Raw genomic sequence first — 16,981 nt, 5'->3', positions numbered from 1 at the left:
AGGGAGTACGCATAAACCGGCCCAATTCATCCGGGTTGGCATAACCTGTAGAGAATGAGCACCGTAGTGTGTTGACACGGGCCAAGAAGGTGTGAAAAATTAGGGACAATACGTCTCATGAGATCATTCTCGGCTCAGATTCAATTGCGCCATTTAGACACATTTGATTTTCGATCGAGAAGAAGATGTACTCTCTCATCGGAGAATTCGACATGCCCGGTCTGATTCGGCGAGTGAAAATGCCAAAAAGCTGCGTTTTTCCACCTCCCGATGATGATGCCGACGAGAACCCATTTCCTCAGCCTTCCCTTCTGGACGATTGCCTGTCTGCTCATCGCGGGGTGCGAAAGTATCGCCAAAGGCGAGGAGATCAAAGACGTGGCTGGATGGAAGGTCCACGTGCAATCGGAGCTGGCGGAAAGACACCCCGCCGAGACAGCCAAAGCCCTGGGTCTGCTGGAGCTTCAGTTAGCAGAGATAGACCGGAAGCTGCCCGCCCCTGTGGTCAAACGACTGCGTGAAGTGCCCCTCTGGTTTTCCGTCGGCTACCCCGGTGTGCCGCCACGGGCCGAGTACCACCCGAATGCCGGGTGGCTGAAGGACAACGGTCGCGATGTCGCCATGGCCAAGGGCATTGAGTTTACCAACATCCTCAAGTTTGAAGAGGAACTGGACCGCATGCCCAACTTCGCCCTGCATGAACTGGCGCACGCCTATCATGATCTGGTCTTGGGATTTGATCAGCCGGAGATCCTGGTGGCCTTCGAGCGGGTCAAGGCAGCGGGTCTGTACGACCGGGTGGAGATGCGCCCCGGCAAGGAACGGCCCCGGATTTTCCGGAAGGCGTACGCGCTGACGAATCACAAGGAGTTCTTCGCCGAGTGCAGTGAGGCGTACTGGAGCCGGAATGATTTTTACCCGTATGACCGGAAGGAGCTGGAGAAGTACGATCCGGAGACGGCGCGGTTGATGGAGAAATGGTGGGGCGTGGCGCGGTGAGGTGAAAAGAGACGAAGCGGCGGGATGGGAGGACGGTCAGCAGGTCCGCGGTATGCCGCGCGTCACCCCTCCGCTGCCTGAGCCGGACGGCACGTCCGGACTACGCCCGGGGAGACGCGTCGGGGTCATCCGCCCACATCAATCTCCGGCGGGCACCGCAAACACACCTGCTGCCGCTTTCACGGAGATCTGCTGGTTTCGGGCGTACGCCCGCGCGGCCGCAGCCTTCACTTCAGCACCGGACTTCCCATCGAAAACCGCCTCCAAAGCATCACGCAGGATGAACGCGCCAGGATACATCAGCTGCGTGGTGGTCAGGGCCATGGGGATCCCCAGTTTCGGGAAATACCTCTGCCCAATGCAGCAAAGCACCACCGCCCGGCGGGATGTCGCAGCCGCGCCACCAGCCGGCACATCCGGCCAGGTTACCTCGAACTCCATCAGGCCATTGTGGCCGATGTACGCCAGCCAGCGGGCCTTCGTCCCAAGCGGCAGCGCGATGTCTTCGCCGTCTGGTCCTTTGACCGAAATGGACTCCGCCACTCCTTTCCCACCCGCAGCATCCACAAACGCCTGCAGGCAGGGCTTGATCTCACGCCCTCGCCAGGCGTCGGCGACCAGATAAACATCTTTCCGCGTCGCGTGCCGGAAGACCACCCGCTCCAAGACTTCGGCACGGGGTGAGGCCACCGCAGGCAGGGCCTTCCAGGACTTACTCGCCCGGAAGCAGGATCTCAGGCCATCGGAGCAGCCCCAGTAGAGATTCGCATCCGGCTTGTCACCATCGCCAATCTTGGCTGGCACGGGGATGATCCCCTGAGAGGCATTGTCGCAGAGGGCCACGTACACGTGCACCACCTGCACCTCAGCCCCCCAGGCTACCGGAGCCCACATCATACCGGCTCCGGCAAAAGCAAGACTCAACAGAATCCGCCTGATGGCCACGGCGGAGATGGAGTTCCTGCTCATGTCTGGAGTCTTCTGTCTTCCAGTCTTCTGTCTCCCGCGATGCGGGCGTTACTTGATTTTTGAGAAGTCCACCGGCTTCATGTACACGGACTTCACGCCCTCAGGCTGCGGCACGGTGAGGGAGCCGTTCTTCTCACTCTCGCCTTTGGCGGCAATCCAGACCGGATCGGCGCGGAAGGTACCAAAAGAGGCGAGGCCCGCTTCCTTGCTCTTGTGCGCGAGGATGTAGATGAGCTTGTTGTTGTGGCCCTGCTCCGCGTCAATCGGCGTCCAGTAGCAGAGGTTGGTCATGCCGTGTTTCTCAAACAGCTTGCAGGTGTGGTTCGTGAAACGCGCATGCAGCTCCGGCAGCTTGCCTTCGTTGGTGGTGTAGGTGCGCAGTTCAAACACCCGCTCCGGGTCGCTGGCGGAGACCTTGAGTTCAGGAGAAAACTCCGTGCGGGTCATGAAGATGGATTCCGGCGGCTTGGCGAGGATCTTGCCGTTGGCCTCGCTGGCCTCCCGGACCTGCTTCCACTCGGGGTCAGCGCCAAAGGCCTTGAAGGATTCCTTGGCGGCCTCGCGGCTCTTGTGGGAGAGCACGTAGATGAGGGTGTTGTCCGCGCCGTTCTCCTTGTCCACCGGCACCCAGTAGCCCAGGTTCGACATGCCATGCTTCTCAAAGAGCGCGCAAGTGTGATCACGAAAGCGCTTCAACAGGTCGGGCAGCTTGCCTTCGTTGGTGGTGTAGATGCGCAGTTCATAGACGGGCTCAGGCTCGGCAGCTTTCGCCGTCGTGGAACCCATTGTTGTCGCCATGGCCAGCCCAACGGCGGCAGCTTGCAAGAGTGATTTCATAGTCGGTTTGGATATCAAAACTCAATTCTGCTGATTCTGTTAATTCTGTCTAAAAAACTCCGTCTCTGTGCTCCTCGGTGCCTCTGTGGTTGTTTCAAGACACTCTTCTCTCACTTCATTTCACTTGGCCACCACACCACGTTTCTGCTGGAAGAGCCAGTCCCACATCTCCTGGCTGTCATAGGTGACCGTCCAGGAATCATGTTGCAGGTTGGGATACATGGTGAGCTTCACTGGCGCGCCCAGCTTGCTCAAGGAGTTGTAGATTCGCTGGGAATTGGCGGGCTCCACCACGGGGTCCTTGGCTCCGTGAAACACCCAGATGGGCACGTTCTTGATCTTCTGCGCCATCACAAACTTCACCCCCGCACCGCCACAGATGGGGACCGCAGCGGCAAAAAAGTCCGGGTAGGCGAAGACCGTGTCCCACGTGCCAAAGCCACCCATGCTGATGCCGGTGAGGTAGATGCGGTCCGTATCCACGGAATAGCTGGCCACAATGCTGTCTGTCAGGGCCTTCACGCCGTAGGGGTTCCACACCTCCCCGGCGGGCACCTGTGGGCTCACCACGATAGCGGGAATCTTCTTCCCATTGGCGACAAGCTTGGGCGGACCGTGCTTCTGCAAGCGGCGCAGGTCATCGCCCCGCTCCCCTGCCCCGTGCAGGAAGACCACCAGAGGCCACTTCTTGGCCGGGTCTTTGCCAAAGTCTTCCGGCAGGGAAAGGAGGTACTTGTAGCCAACCTTGAGGGTCACCTCGCCCTCGAAGGACTTGGATTCCAGAGCGGGTGACAGGACCTTCGGGAAATCATCGTCGGCTTGAGCGGAGGCGTCTTGGGGCATGAAGGTAGTGGCTGCGACAACGGACATGGCGAGGGCGAGCAGCGGCGAGGTTCGACGGGATCGCAGAGAGGATGGGTTCATGGTGACAATGTGAAAGTTTACACGAGGCAGTACGAGCACAAAACGACGTCGGGACGGCTATCTGCGGTCGGCCACTCCGCTCTTGCGTTCACCCACACAGATCAACGACTTGTCGCCACGGATGAACAACTGCCCCTCACTCAGGGCGGGTGAGGCAAAGACCTTTTCCCCCACGTTGCTCTCTGCCACAAGCTGGTAGCTCTCGGCTGGCTTGACGACGCGCAGCTGGCCAGGGTCGTTAATGAAATAGACCCGCCCTTCCGCGCTCGCCGGGGAGGCGTGATGCTCGCGGACTCTCTCCTCCCAGGCGATGCGCCCGGACTTGGCTTCAAAGCAATGCGCCACGCCGGAATCCGAGACCACCAGGCAGTAGTCGCCTTCTGAGATGGGCGACGGCACATAGGAGACGCCCTTGTTGGTGCGCCAGGCGATGTGGGTATCCGTCACATTCCCTTTCCCGTCTGGGCGGATGGCCAGAATGTGTTTCTCCGGGAACCCGCCGGTAAGGAAGAGGTAGCCGGACTCCTCGTTGTACACTAAGGAGGCTACGAACTGCTCCGTGGGCCCATCCATCATCCAGATGAGGCTGCCGTCATCGGGATTGTAGCTGGTCACGCACTTGGTGCCGCTCAGGACCATCTGCGTGCGCCCCGCCAGCTCGCGGATGATAGGCACCACGTAGCTGCGGGTGTTGTTGGGACGCTGGATGCGCCAGAGCTCCCGCCCATCCTCCCGGGCCAAGGCCACGATGTATCCATCTCCATCGTGGTCGCAGTTCACGATGACCTTGTCCTTATAGAGGATGGGTGAGCTGCAGAAGCCGTGCTTGCTGGAGAAGAGGCCGGGCCGCACCTGCCAGATCTGTTTGCCGCTGAAGTCATGCGCCGAGACCACCACGGTGCCCTTGGCCACCTCCCCTTTGGGGATCTCTTTGCCTTCGTTGGCCTTCAGGGATGCTGCGGTGGGCGTGTTGTCCAGGAAGGCGGTGAAGACTTTCTCACCATCGGTCGCAGGCGTGCTGGAGGCGCAACTGTTCAGGCGATGGGTGGACTCGAGGGGGGCCTTGATCACCGGCACCTGCCAGAGGATCCTGCCCGTCACCCGATCCAGGCTGATGAGGAGACGCTCCTCGCCCTCGGCCACAGCCGCGACGGTAAAGAGCCGGTCACCCCAGACAATGGGAGAGGCATGCCCACCGCCGGGCAGCTCCGTCTTCCAGCGAATGCTGGCGTCCTGGACCTCCACCGGGAAGCCATTGTCTGCGCTTGTCCCATCGAGCCGGGGTCCCCGCCATTGGGGCCAGTTCTCCGCGTGGGCCAGAGGCGCCGCCATCATGGTGGCAGCACCGGCGAGGAGGTAAAACTTGAGGAAGGTCATGTGAGCGGCGAGGCAGTGGTGATGAATGCGGTGGGCGACCTGTCCACAACGCCCGTGCCGCGGGCCGACTTTCGCCCAAGCGCCGACGCGGAACATTTATGCCTGCTACACGAGCTATGGCGATTCCAGCCCAGGTGGCCCGGGCCTTCAACAAGGGGGTACCCGATGGGCAATTCTTCACGACAGGGAGGTTGAATGCACGACCGTGCTTCCCAAATTAGCCCCTCCCCCTTTTTATCTCTCTATGGTTCGTACGCGCTGGATGATGACCGGTTGGCTGATGTTGTTGATGCTGGGCATGATATCCTGCTCCAGCACGAACAGACTGCTCAAGGCGAAGCCTGTACCCTTGTCGGCTTTCGTCGAGCACCCGAACGAGATGAAGCCGGATCGCAAGCGCGTGCCCTTTCACAAGATCTGGCGGTCCCCAGACCCGGGCGTGCGGGAGCGGGTGGCGCAGAAGACCTCCATCTACGTGTCACCGGTGACGCTGAAATACCTGCGCCCCATCCATAAGGCACTCATTGAAAAAGAGATCGCCATGGGCAGCATCGAGCGCAAAGAACGCGAGATGGCCACGATGCTTCGCAATCAGTTCGCCATCGCCTTCCAGCGTTCTGAGCAGGCCAGGTATGTGCTGGCCCAGAAGCCCAATGCCAGCTCCGTCACTCTGGAACTGGCCCTGGTGGAACTGAGCCCCACCAGCCCCAAGGGGAACGCGGTGAAGACGGCGGCCAAGTTCGTCGTGGGCCCCCTGGCGAGCATTGGCGGCATGTTCACAAAGGGCAACGTCGCCATCGAAGGCAAGGTGAGGAACTCCAGCACCGGCGAACTGGTCTTCGAGTTCGCCGACAACGAAGCAGACCGGATGACCATGTACAGTCTGGCGGACTACCGCCCGTATGGGCACGCGACGGAGGCCATTCACGCCTGGGCCTCGCAGTTCGAGCTCTTTACCCGCACCGCCCCGGGAGACCGGATTCAGGACACCTTTGCCTTCACGCTGGATCCCCGGTAGCGTCCGGGGCGGAGCGGTGCTAGAGATGCCCGCCGCCCATGACTCGCCTGGACCTCCGCCAACAACTCACTGACCTCGACCTCTCCCATCCGCACCGGGCCGACGAAGTGCCCCATCGGGAGAAGATGATCGCCCTGCTGGACGAGCAGGAGGACTGCTTTCACCGCAGCTGTCACCCGGCCCATTTCACCGGCAGCGCTCTGGTGGTGAGTGCAGACGGCTCCCGCGCTCTGCTCACCCACCATCGCAAACTCGACTGCTGGCTCCAGTTTGGCGGCCATTGCGACGGCGATGACAACATCCTGCAGGTGGCCCAACGGGAGGCGCTGGAGGAATCCGGTGTGGAAGGGCTCATTGTGGCCTCAACGCGCCCGTTTGATCTGGACATTCACCCCATTCCGGAGCGCAAAGGCGAGCCCGCCCACTGGCACTACGATGTGCGCTACATGTTCATCGCACCAGAGAACGCCCAGTTCGTCACCAGTGATGAGAGTCACGAACTGCGCTGGTTCACCCCGGAGGAAATGCGGGAGCTGCCGCTGAGTGAAGGCATGCAAAGACTGGCGACCAAGTGGGAGGCGATTTTGGAGCGGCGATTCGGTAAGAGGTGAAAGGTGAGTGGTGGGATATCAGATGCCCGGTCTACCGTCTTGGCAACTCGGATCCCGCCCAAGGCATGACGTCCCAAAGCTGCCATGCGCTGTCATGCTCCACTCCGCGCTGGAGCACCATCAGATAGTATTGGCTGTAGGGACCTTCCGGTTGGGATACCAAGGGGCCCCTCTCCACCCGGAGCCCCACCAATGCGCCACGATGAAATAACAAATCCATGTTCCAGGATTCCACCTGGTCGGACTTTCGGGTTTCCCAGCCCTGGGGCAAAGCCGCCTCCATCCGACGCGCAGGATGAAACAACTGCTTGCAAGCCTCTGCATCCCCCTTGGCCACAGCATCCGACCACGATTTGACCAGGGCAACCATGGAGGGAGTGACGTCACGCGCCAGACGCTCGGAAGGATCCACCGCATCTTGCGCCACGGCCAGCAGGCCGAGACCTATGGCCTTGAGGTTGGACCGGTCCCACTGATACTGCGCACCACCCCCTTTTTCGTCGGCAATACGGGCGATGTAGGTCCACAAGTCTTCGGTGACCAATCCGGCCATGGCCGCGACAGGGGCCGCCCCATGGCTCATCTTGCTCTCCAGTGACAGATACACCACCAGAGACACTATCGCCACCGCATCGTCGCGCTTGACGGATTTGAGCACTCCCAAGATCTCTTCACCCACCCGACGGGCGTCGGATTTCAGTCCGGGTGTCTCAATGTACTTCTGTACGGCAGCCACCGCCGCATCGGTCCCCGAGGTGGCCTGTAGCTTGAGCACTTCCAGACAGTACTTGAGGGAGTCGGAGCCCAGGAGTTCGTCCAGCTTTCGCGCATGCTCCTCAGCCTGTTTAAAGGCATTGTCCTTCAGGGCAGATTGCAGTTTGCTCAATTCATCGGGCATGAGCTGCAGCCCCAGTGCTTCAAGTTGCTTCTCTGCCCCACCGGCAGGCGGAGGCTCCTGCTTGCTTGCTTCGGCACTTCCGGCAGGTGCCCAGGATTTCACGGTGGCGGCAACCTTGTCCATTCCGCCCTTGGCCCAACCGGAAAGCGTATCCTGCCAGCTTTCTGCTGCACCGGACGTCGGTGGCGTCACGGTTGGCTTCGCCGGTTCCAGGACTGGTCCGATGGTCGGGGCTGGCGCGATCTTCTCCGGTGCCTGAGCCTGTATCAGGTCGGCGATCGCCATGGACGCAAACACTGAGGCGACAGCACGCGCCGCCAGCCGCCCACGCATCTGTGAAAGAGCACTACTCCGCATGCTGGAAGTATGACAAGTCAGTCTCTCTTGAGAAAGCCAAATTCCCACACGTCACTCACTTGCTTATCAGCCGCCACCCCGCTGGACGATCTCGTCGACAACGATTGACTACCGTCACGGTCTTTTCTCGACTCCTCCTTGGTCTAGCCCCTCGTCATCGCCTTGTGAACTGTCGGCAGCCTCCCAGACCCGATAGGCTCCCCTCGCCTCCAGCCGGTCGATGTAGCGAAAGATAGCGGCCAGACCTCTGAACCACGGCCAGACAGGAATGGCAAGTGGCAGCAGAGCCAGCGCAAAGGACACGCACAGACCAAGAACTGGGATATCGATCCACGTTTCCTCAGGCACTGCTCCTCGCACCCAGCGGGTGCCAGACTGACAAACACTGAATACGGCGAAGGTTACCGGCATCATGAGCATCGTGCTCACCAAGCGATACCACCGGAAGCACACGCCCAGAGCGATGCCAATGAACCAAGCCGAAGCGACAGCCGTGAACGAAAACCCGAGCCACCGGGCGGCGGTGTTTTCGTGAGCCGTTTCTGAGAAGAGAACGTGCCACAATCCCTGCGCCAAAATCGTCACCCCAAGCCCGCCGAGACTGACAATGATCAGCCAGCGAGCCCAGACTTTGGCAGATGAAAAGTGAGCAGACATTTCTCTTCCATCCCATTATCTCACGAACGAAACCCGCACAATGGAAAAGGCTGTGGCCTCGTTGCTTGTCAGCCACAAACTGCGTACAGCCCCTCTCCGAAGGAAGCTGTTCGCAGTACAAACAGAGCCTCGCCAGCATTGTTAAGTGGCACTTGGTCCCAATCCCGCGGTTGGCAGTCACGCACCGGTCTTTGATTTCACGGGCCAGCGATCTTTCCCCACTTCCAGAATTCTCACGAAGCCGGTGTTCCCCACGCCCTTCGTGAGCTGGTTGCCGCCGAGCAACACCTTGCCTCCAGGCAGTTCCACGATGCCCAGCGCAGCATCGAAGTTCGTCTTACCGAGGAAGTTGAAGGAGGCATCCGCACGCAGGAGCTCCGGAGGCTTGCCATAGCAGCCGAACCACCACTCTCCCTTGATCCAAGCCAGGGTCTGTACGCCCATGAGCGTGTAACCGCTGGCGAGGACGTGACGCTTCACGAACTTAAACTCCGTGTTGTACTCGTAGACGTAGTTCTCGTTGATCCCCGGCGGCAACCCGCCCACGACATAGAACTTCCCCTCTCGGAAAGCCATGCCGCCGGCACCATGCACCGCCTCGGGCACAGCATGACGTGATAACTCCGCGAGCGTCTCCGCATCGTACACGAACACCCAGGAGTCAGCCTTGCCCGCGGGCTGGTTGAACTTGCCCAGATTCACTGCGACATAGATTTTGCCGTCCACATGGCAGAGATCCCCATGATGGTCGGCGGCAGGAATAGACTTGAGGATGCGCCCCTTCAGGTCCGTCTTCACCAAGGCCTCCGTCCAGCTCCAGTAGATGGCACCGCGGTCGTTGGTGCAAATGCCCTGTAGGTGGCGGGGATAGACACCCTCGCACTTGGCGTCATGAAACGCCGCGCTGGAGGTGGATTGGGCAAGAGCCTGGGCATAAGGAGATAACACGACCAGGGCCGTGCCTGCGCTGGCACTACTGAGAAAATGGCGACGAAGCATGAGCTGCTATACGGTGGGATTTGTCGTGCTCTGTCGGTTGGCTGAGATGGGCCGGGGCAGGCTGGAACACAGCGTCCTTCGATATCGCAAGCCTCAGCCACTCCCAAACCATCTCCACACCCCCAACACCTGATCCTGCGCAGCAGGATTTTGGGACTGCGGTGAGCATCACCGCTTTGGGAAGGCATGTGTCGTGCAAACGTCTCTCCACCGCCAACGAAGCCCACGACCGACCACGCTGGCCCCTGCTGGGGAGCGAAGGGTTCAAGAACATCACAAGGGGCGCCAAAGCGGCGGTTCCCGCACGCACTCCACAGCGACTTCGTCGCCAGGTGATGTCCGTTTTTCCGCTGAAAGCTCGTCACTCGGCCACAGACGCCATGAGTCACTCCCCACGGGAGCAGCACCGGCTTACCGCCTCACTGAATTACCGGTTTACTGAATTACCGACTTACAGCCATTTGCTCACATCGGGCACCATGAAGTCCATCATACGCCCCAGCAAAGCCTCGACGTCGCGATCCACCAGCAGCAAGCCGTGGTGTTCTGGGTGCAGGAGGGCGTTGTCCACCATGGCGTCCAGCATCTTCACGAGGGGATCGTAATAACCGGCCACGTTGAGCAGCCCAACCGGCTTGGTGTGGAAGCCGAGTTGCAGCCAGGCGAGGACTTCAAACAGTTCCTCCAGGGTGCCGTAGCCGCCGGGCAGCACCAGGAAGCCGTCGGCGTGGTCCATCATGGCCTGCTTCCGCTCGTGCATGGTCTCCACCTCGATCAGCCGGGTGACGCCGCGGTGCTCCTTTTCCAGCTCGACCAGCTTTTTCGGGATGACGCCGATCACCTCCCCGCCCTGGGCCAGTGCGGCATCTGCCACCACACCCATCAGCCCCACGCTGCCCCCGCCGTACACCATGCCCAATCCGCTGCGCGCCAGCTTGGCCCCGACCTGTGCCGCCACTTCGGCAAAAACAGGATTGTTTCCGAAACTGGACCCACAATAGACACAGACGCGATGCATGGTTCGATCCATGATGATCGAACCGGAGTGATCCGGCAACCGCGAATGCAATGGGGCGATCTCTCTCCGATCTGACCCAAGAAATCGCGCCGATGTCCGTAATCCCAAGTGTCGAACTGTCTCTGCCAGATGTCCTCCCCAGCCAGGCTGCAAAAAGGCCAACAACCCGCGTCACAACCGGGCCAGAAGTGACAAAAATGGGTGAATGTCTGCCATCGTCAACGACGTCCGATTCTGCTAGGCTTTGCCAAACGCCATTTTTTCCATGAAAACCCGAGCATTCGTTGCTGCGCTCTGCGCGCTCTTTGCGGGCTTCGCGCCTGTCCCGGCCTCCGCCGTGGAACTTGTCATCGAGCCTGACACCCTGTCCCCGTCCTCCACCGTCGAGCTGCGATTCGACACGCCCATGGTGGGCAAGGATCGCGTCGGCTCCGTGGAGCAGGCCTCTCCCCTGGTGGCCGCCCCGGCGGTGAAAGGCGAGTTCCGATGGACCAGCTCGCGCAGCGGGCAGTTCCGGTTCACCCAGCCGCTCTCGTTCGCCACGAGCTACAAGTTTGCCCTGCGCCCGGGGATGAAAGATGTCGAAGGGACCGCCGTGGAAGCGACGGACCTGGGAGAATTCGCCACGGATGGGCTCAAGGTGGCCGACGAATGGCGGGCCTACCCCTACTACTCCGGTGACTCCGCCCAGCGCACACCGTTTTACATCCTGCAGTTCAACGACCGGGTGAATCCGGCCGAGATCGCCAAGCACGCCTACTTTGTGAGCAAGTCCAGCCCGACCCGGGTGCCCGCCACAGTGCGTCTGGCCACGGGGAAGGACTTCAAGAAACAGTACCACGCGGAGCTGGTGCAGACCTGGGATGAGCAGATCGCTGGCACGAAGCCCAAGATCGGGCTGACGGATACCCGCCCCAACGCGATCGTTATTGAAACCGCAGCTCCTCTGCCCATCGGCCAGGATTGGGCGCTGGTGCTGCCCGCAACCATCACGAACGCTGCTGGCAACGCCACGCTGGAGGGGGTGGACACCCGCACCTGGGGCAGCATCCTCCCGCTGGGCATCAAGCGTCTCGTGGCCGAGCCTCATTTTGACAGGCCGCACTCGATCGACATCCTTTTCAACAAGGCGATCAGCAGCAATGAAGTCCCGCCCGCCCAGGCAGCCCAGCGCATCGCTCCCTTCATTCACGTAGAGCCGCCAGTGCCGGGCCTGAAGGTGGAAGCCAGCTACCAGTCGGTCGCTATCACGGGTGAGTTCCTCCTGCACCAGCCCTACACAGTGACGCTAGCGGCCGGATTCCCCGGAGCGGATGGCCTGCCCATGGCGACGCGCTCGAAGGACACCGTGACCTTCCAGCCGAGCCCGGTCTATGTTTCCACCACTGCCACCACCAATACCCAGCTCGCCTCGGGCAAGGGCATCTTCGATGTCTATGCTGCGAACTACAAGGACCTGCGCCTGCGCGTAAAGCAGCTCTCCGACGGCGAACTGCTGAAGGCGCGCTCCCTCTATGACGAGAGCTATGATCCACACGCCACGGACACGAACAAGTCCGCGCAGAAGGTAAAGGACACTCCGTTCGAGAACTTCCCCGGCACGGTCATCTACGACCAGACCTATGCGAATGACAAGCCCCTCCAGCAGGCCACCTACATGGAGCTGAAGTGGAAGGACATCCTGGGCCAGCGCCCAGCCGCACCGGTCTTCATCGAGTTGCTGGCGACCGCCCAGGATCAGGCTCCCGGCGGTGCCATCGTGAACCGCGCGATTGTGGAGTTCACCGACATCGGGCTCCTGGTGAAGGGCACGGATCAGGAGGCATTGATCTACGCATTCTCTCTGAAGACCGGCCAGCCTCTCACGGACGTGCAGCTCACCCTGGCCGATGCGCAGCGCGGATTCCTGAAGGTGGCGCAAACGGACGCCCAAGGCTTCGCCAAGGTGCCATCCAAAGGAGCAGAGTGGGTGCTGGCGACGAAGGACCAGGACTGCACCTCCATGAACCTCGGCAGCCGCGGCGATCGCATAGGCATGTGGGGCCACGGGATCAACATCGCGTGGGAATCCCCGTTCCGCGACCGGTTCGAGACCTTCATCTTCTCCGACCGCCCCGTGTACAAGCCCGGTGACACGGCGCACGTGAAAGCCATCACCCGGCATCGCAATGGCGACTCGCTCACGCTGGGCGGCAAGCCCGCCACCGCCACCATGGTGCTGACGGACGAGCGCAACCGCACGGTGCAGACGAAGCCGATCACCTTTACCGCCAACGGCACCTGGGCAGATGACATCACCTTCCCAGATAGCACCACGGGCTGGTACAGCCTGCGACTGGAGTACCCCAAGACGGATGCCACGGGCAATCCCCTGCCGGCCGCGGCCAACGGGGACGATGAAGACGCCCAGATCGCCAACCTGGAACTGCGCGTGGATGACTACAAGCCCAACACGTTCGAGGTAAAACTGGAAGGCAACCGCAACCGTCTTCTGGGTGACCGGGTGAAGGTGCCGCTCACGGCCAAGTACTACATGGGCAAGGCCCTCTCCTCCGCCAAGGTGAGCTGGAGCGCCAGCCTGGCCGAGGACTATGTGCCCCCTACAGAGTGGGCAGACTACCACTTCGGCGATGCCCCGGCCTTCTGGCACTATGGTCAGAAGGATCGCGATGACGAGACAGCCGAGAGCGACGAAGAAGAGACGCAGTTCAGCTGGGGTGCGAACGGTGAGCTGACGCTCAATGACGACGGCACGGTGGATATCGAGATGCCCGCCCCTCCCCTGCACAAGGCCTCCCTGCCACAGACGGTGAGCATCTATGCGGATGTGACCGACGTGAACCAGCAGACGATCTCCAGCACGACGGAGTTCAAGCTCCCGGGCGCCGACTTCATCGTAGGGGCCAAGAAGCAGAACTGGTACGCCACCGCTGGCAAGCCGTTCTCCTTTGAGCTGGCCGCCATCACACCCCAGGGCCAGAGCTTCACCGCGCCCGTCGGCGTGGATGTGAAGGTGGAGCGCATGGAGTGGAATACCGTGCGCGTGGAAGGCGCAGGCGGTGCCATCACCACCAAGAACCAGTCCCGGATCATCGACGAACTGAAGACCTCCGTGCAGCTCAGCAGCAGCAATGGCCGCGCCAGCGCGGGCACGCTGAGTTTCACGCCAAAGCAGGGCGGCACTTATTTCCTCACTGCCACTGCCACGGATGCGCAGGGTCGCACGGTGCTCACCCGGGTGCCCTTCTACGCCGTGGGCGGCCAAGGCTTCCCCTGGTCCTGGGAAGATGGCAGCCGCATCACCCTGCAGCCGGACAAGACGACGGTGAAGCCGGGTGAAGAAGTCAGCATCGTGGTGAAGACCCCCTTTGCCGGTCAGGCCCTGGTGACGGTGGAACGCAACAGCGTGCTTCGCCATCTGGTGGCCCCCGTTTCGCCGGAGAATCCGGTGGTGAAACTGAAGATGACAGACGAAGACGGCCCGAACGCCTTTGTCTCCGTGATCGTGATGCGCGGTGCTGCCGACAGCCCCCAGCCGGACCCGATGCCGGAGTACAAGGTGGGCTACTGCGAGCTGACCGTGCCCTCGGACAAGAAGCGTCTCTTTGTGGAGGCCAAGCCCTCCAGCGACACGGTACGCCCGGGTGAGGAACTGAGCGTGACCGCCACCGTGACGGATGCTGGGAAACAACCTGTGGCCGGTGCCGATGTCACACTCTATGCGGTGGATGAGGGCGTGCTGAGCCTGATGAACTATCTCACGCCGCAGCCGTTCGAGTTCTTCCACATGCCCATGGCGCTGGCCGTGAACAGCTACAGCACCCTGGACTCCCTGCTGGAAGAGGCCATGGACGACCGCTACCGCGGGAACAAGGGCATTGTCATTGGTGGTGGCGGCGATGACGCCGATCCCAGCGCTGCCCTGCGCAAGAACTTCGTAGCCACCGCGCTGTGGAGTGCCACACTCACCACGGACGCCCAGGGCAAGGTGAATGCGACCTTCAAGGCCCCGGACAGCCTCACCCGCTATCGCGTGATGGCGGTCGCCGCCAAGGATGCAGATCGCTTTGGCAGCGGCGAGTCGAAGTTTGTCGTGAACAAGCCCCTCATGGTGGAGCCGGTGGTGCCGCGCTTTGCCCACCTGGGCGATGAGATCCTCATCAAGGGCATCGTCCACAACACCACGCCGCACGATGGCAGCGTGGAGCTCGAACTGACGCTGGATGACAATGCCATCCTCATCACCGAGCAGCGTCCGTTTGCCCTCGTGGGCGTACGGAACCGCATCACCATGAATGCCAGCCGCAGCGAGCGCCGCCCCATCACGTTGAAGGCGGGCGAAACCGTCGCCGTGGCCTTCCCGGTGCGCTTTGTGAAGACCGGCACCACCACGTGGAAGTGGCAGGTACGGACCACCACTTGGGCCCCAGGGGCTCCGGCCTTGAGCGATGCGGTGGAGAGCAAGTTCGAGGTAAATTCCCCGATCCCCGCGCTCCGCGAGGTGCAGTATTTTGAACTCACCTCCGCCTCCGCCAATCAGAACCTGCTGCAGCGGATCAATCCCCAGCTGCTGGAGAGCGAAGGCGATTTGAATCTGAGCTTCAGCCAGAGCCGCCTGTATGAGGCCCGCGATGCGCTGGATCAGACCCTGCACTATCCCTATGGTTGTGTGGAGCAGACCAGCTCTGCCACCCTCCCCTGGCTGGCCTTGTCCCGCTATGAGGCCATGTTCCCAGACCTGCTGCAGAAGGCGAAGGCGAACGACGCCATCAGCAAAGGGGTGCGTCGCCTGCTGGCCATGCAGACGGACTCCGGCGGCCTTTCCTACTGGCCCGGCGGTGACACCCCCGTTTACTGGGGCAGCGCTTATGGTGCCTTTGTTCTGATGAAGGCCAAGGAATGGGGTGTGCCCGTGCCGCAGGATTCCCTGGATAAGCTCACCGACTACCTCTCCAAGGGGCTGCGGGAGTTCGACCTCGCCGCCAGCACGGAGAACGAGAAGCTGACGGATGCCGCCATGGGCCTGTACGTTCTGGCCAAGGCCGGCAAGACAGAGCCTGCCTACTCCACGCTGCTCTTCCAGCGTCGTGAGAAGCTCCCGGAGACGGCACGCCTCTATCTGGCGCTCTCCATGTGCCTCAACAACGGGGCACCGCGGCAGATTGCGGAGTTGATTAAAGCTCCGGCCAAACGCACGCCGCAGCATCGCTACTGGGCCGCCCCCGAACTGGCGCACCCGCTGCGCCTGCTGGTGGCCACCCACCTGGGCATGAAGGCGGAGGCACAAGCTGCCGCGACGGAACTCCTGCGCACTCGCACCGGTCGCGGTGACTGGGGCACGACCTTTGGCAATGCCTGGAGCCTGCTGGCGCTGAGCGCGGCGGAACGTCCTGCCAAGGACGCCACCTCCAGCCCGCTGACGCTGGTGGCCAACTGGCAGGGCACGCCCAACCAAGTGGTTCTGGGAGACAACCTGGCCAGCCAGGCCATCCAGTTCCCGCTGAAGCGCAACGGTGGCCCCGCTCCCCTGAGCGTGGTTCTGCCTGACACGCGCCCAGTGATGGGGCGCCTGGAAGTGAAGTCCTACCCGGACCTCAAGACCTTCCAGCCGGTGTCCAAGGGATTCACCATCCGCCGCAAGTACGAGCGGCTCACGCCCATCGGCACCCGTGAAGTTCCCAAGAACCTTCGCGTGGGTGACCTCATTGTGGTGACCCTCGATATCACCGTGGACAAGCCAAACCGCTACATGGCCATCAACGATCCGCTGCCCAGCGTGTTCGAACCCGTGAACCCGGAATTCGTCACCCAGAACCAGCGCCGGAATGATGAGGGCGAAGACAATGCCTGGTTCTGCGACCATCGCGAACTCCGCAGTGATCGGGCGCTCTTCTTCACCAACGACGCCACAGAGCAGGGCCAGTTTGAATTGAAGTACCTGGCCCGAGTCATCGCAGAAGGCGACGTCATCGTGCCCCCCACCCGCATTGAGGCCATGTATGAACCCAATCACTACGGCCTCGGTGAGATCCAGCGCGTCATGACCCTGCCGATGGGTGATGGCAGCGATGTGGTGGCGCGGTAAGGCCCGCGCCCGCTCCGCGGGAGATAGAAGACTGGAAGACACAAGACCCAAGACTTGAGTTCACAGGTGCAAGTATAGGTTAACGGCCACGGTGCCCGGGTGTAATCCGCCCGGGCATTGGGTGGCCAGGCAGAATACAACCGAAGGACATCTCTCGATGAAACAGGCATCGTTGCCCACTGCAGAGCCGGATTGGCTCGTGGGCAGAGAACTGGTGTCCATTCAAGGCAGT

The 16,981-nt window shown here is 61.5% G+C and carries 12 protein-coding genes; 4 read left to right on the top strand and 8 right to left on the bottom strand.

From position 1 onward, the window contains the following. The first annotated feature begins 270 nt into the window (after positions 1-270). The gene (locus BV034_RS12865) at positions 271-999 is read left to right on the top strand and encodes a hypothetical protein (protein ID WP_050027411.1); all 729 of its coding nucleotides are present in this window, start codon (positions 271-273) and stop codon (positions 997-999) included. A gap of 138 nt (positions 1,000-1,137) precedes the next feature. Here the strand turns inward: BV034_RS12865 and BV034_RS12860 are convergent, their stop codons facing one another. The 4 genes from BV034_RS12860 to BV034_RS12845 all read right to left on the bottom strand — a co-directional run bounded on the left by BV034_RS12860 (position 1,138) and on the right by BV034_RS12845 (position 5,106). Further along, positions 1,138-1,968, bottom strand: a complete 831-nt coding sequence (locus tag BV034_RS12860) for a hypothetical protein (RefSeq protein WP_050027410.1) — start codon at positions 1,966-1,968, stop codon at positions 1,138-1,140. A gap of 48 nt (positions 1,969-2,016) precedes the next feature. After that, positions 2,017-2,805 carry an NIPSNAP family protein gene (locus BV034_RS12855; protein WP_050027409.1) on the bottom strand — a complete coding sequence of 263 codons (789 nt, stop codon included), beginning with the start codon at positions 2,803-2,805 and terminating at the stop codon, positions 2,017-2,019. A 120-nt stretch (positions 2,806-2,925) separates the two neighbouring features. Continuing rightward, a complete protein-coding gene (locus tag BV034_RS12850) occupies positions 2,926-3,729 on the bottom strand; it encodes a prolyl oligopeptidase family serine peptidase (protein ID WP_265592936.1) in 804 nt (267 codons plus the stop codon). Between the two features lie 57 nt (positions 3,730-3,786). Further along, positions 3,787-5,106, bottom strand: coding sequence for a PQQ-binding-like beta-propeller repeat protein (locus tag BV034_RS12845; protein WP_050027408.1), 1,320 nt, complete (start codon positions 5,104-5,106; stop codon positions 3,787-3,789). Between the two features lie 244 nt (positions 5,107-5,350). Here BV034_RS12845 and BV034_RS12840 point away from each other — a divergent pair, with 244 nt between their 5' ends. Further along, entirely contained in the window at positions 5,351-6,124 is a 774-nt protein-coding gene (locus tag BV034_RS12840) for a DUF3313 family protein (RefSeq protein WP_265592935.1), read from the top strand. A 38-nt stretch (positions 6,125-6,162) separates the two neighbouring features. Beyond that, the gene (locus BV034_RS12835; protein ID WP_050027406.1) at positions 6,163-6,735 is read left to right on the top strand and encodes an NUDIX hydrolase; all 573 of its coding nucleotides are present in this window, start codon (positions 6,163-6,165) and stop codon (positions 6,733-6,735) included. 31 nt (positions 6,736-6,766) lie between these two features. On the opposite strand, the gene BV034_RS12830 is transcribed toward BV034_RS12835, so the two are convergent. The 4 genes from BV034_RS12830 to BV034_RS12815 all read right to left on the bottom strand — a co-directional run bounded on the left by BV034_RS12830 (position 6,767) and on the right by BV034_RS12815 (position 10,676). Continuing rightward, positions 6,767-7,918 (bottom strand): hypothetical protein, encoded by a 1,152-nt coding sequence (locus tag BV034_RS12830; protein ID WP_265592934.1) that lies wholly within the window; start codon positions 7,916-7,918, stop codon positions 6,767-6,769. A 186-nt stretch (positions 7,919-8,104) separates the two neighbouring features. Continuing rightward, entirely contained in the window at positions 8,105-8,647 is a 543-nt protein-coding gene (locus tag BV034_RS12825; RefSeq protein WP_050027404.1) for a hypothetical protein, read from the bottom strand. 177 nt (positions 8,648-8,824) lie between these two features. Continuing rightward, complete coding sequence (locus BV034_RS12820) at positions 8,825-9,646, bottom strand: hypothetical protein (protein ID WP_265592933.1); 822 nt, start codon at positions 9,644-9,646, stop codon at positions 8,825-8,827. A 451-nt stretch (positions 9,647-10,097) separates the two neighbouring features. Then, positions 10,098-10,676: a TIGR00730 family Rossman fold protein gene (locus tag BV034_RS12815; protein WP_265592932.1), complete on the bottom strand. Its 579-nt coding sequence runs from the start codon at positions 10,674-10,676 to the stop codon at positions 10,098-10,100. Between the two features lie 253 nt (positions 10,677-10,929). Between BV034_RS12815 and BV034_RS12810 the strand changes: the two genes are divergently transcribed. After that, positions 10,930-16,749 (top strand): alpha-2-macroglobulin family protein, encoded by a 5,820-nt coding sequence (locus tag BV034_RS12810; protein ID WP_050027403.1) that lies wholly within the window; start codon positions 10,930-10,932, stop codon positions 16,747-16,749. Positions 16,750-16,981 lie beyond the last annotated feature (232 nt).

It is taken from the genome of Verrucomicrobium sp. BvORR034, assembly GCF_000739635.1.
Classification (GTDB): Bacteria; Verrucomicrobiota; Verrucomicrobiia; order Verrucomicrobiales; family Verrucomicrobiaceae; genus Verrucomicrobium.
The sequence above is the reverse complement of the archived record's forward strand: the minus strand, read 5'-3'. Positions and strand labels throughout refer to the sequence as shown.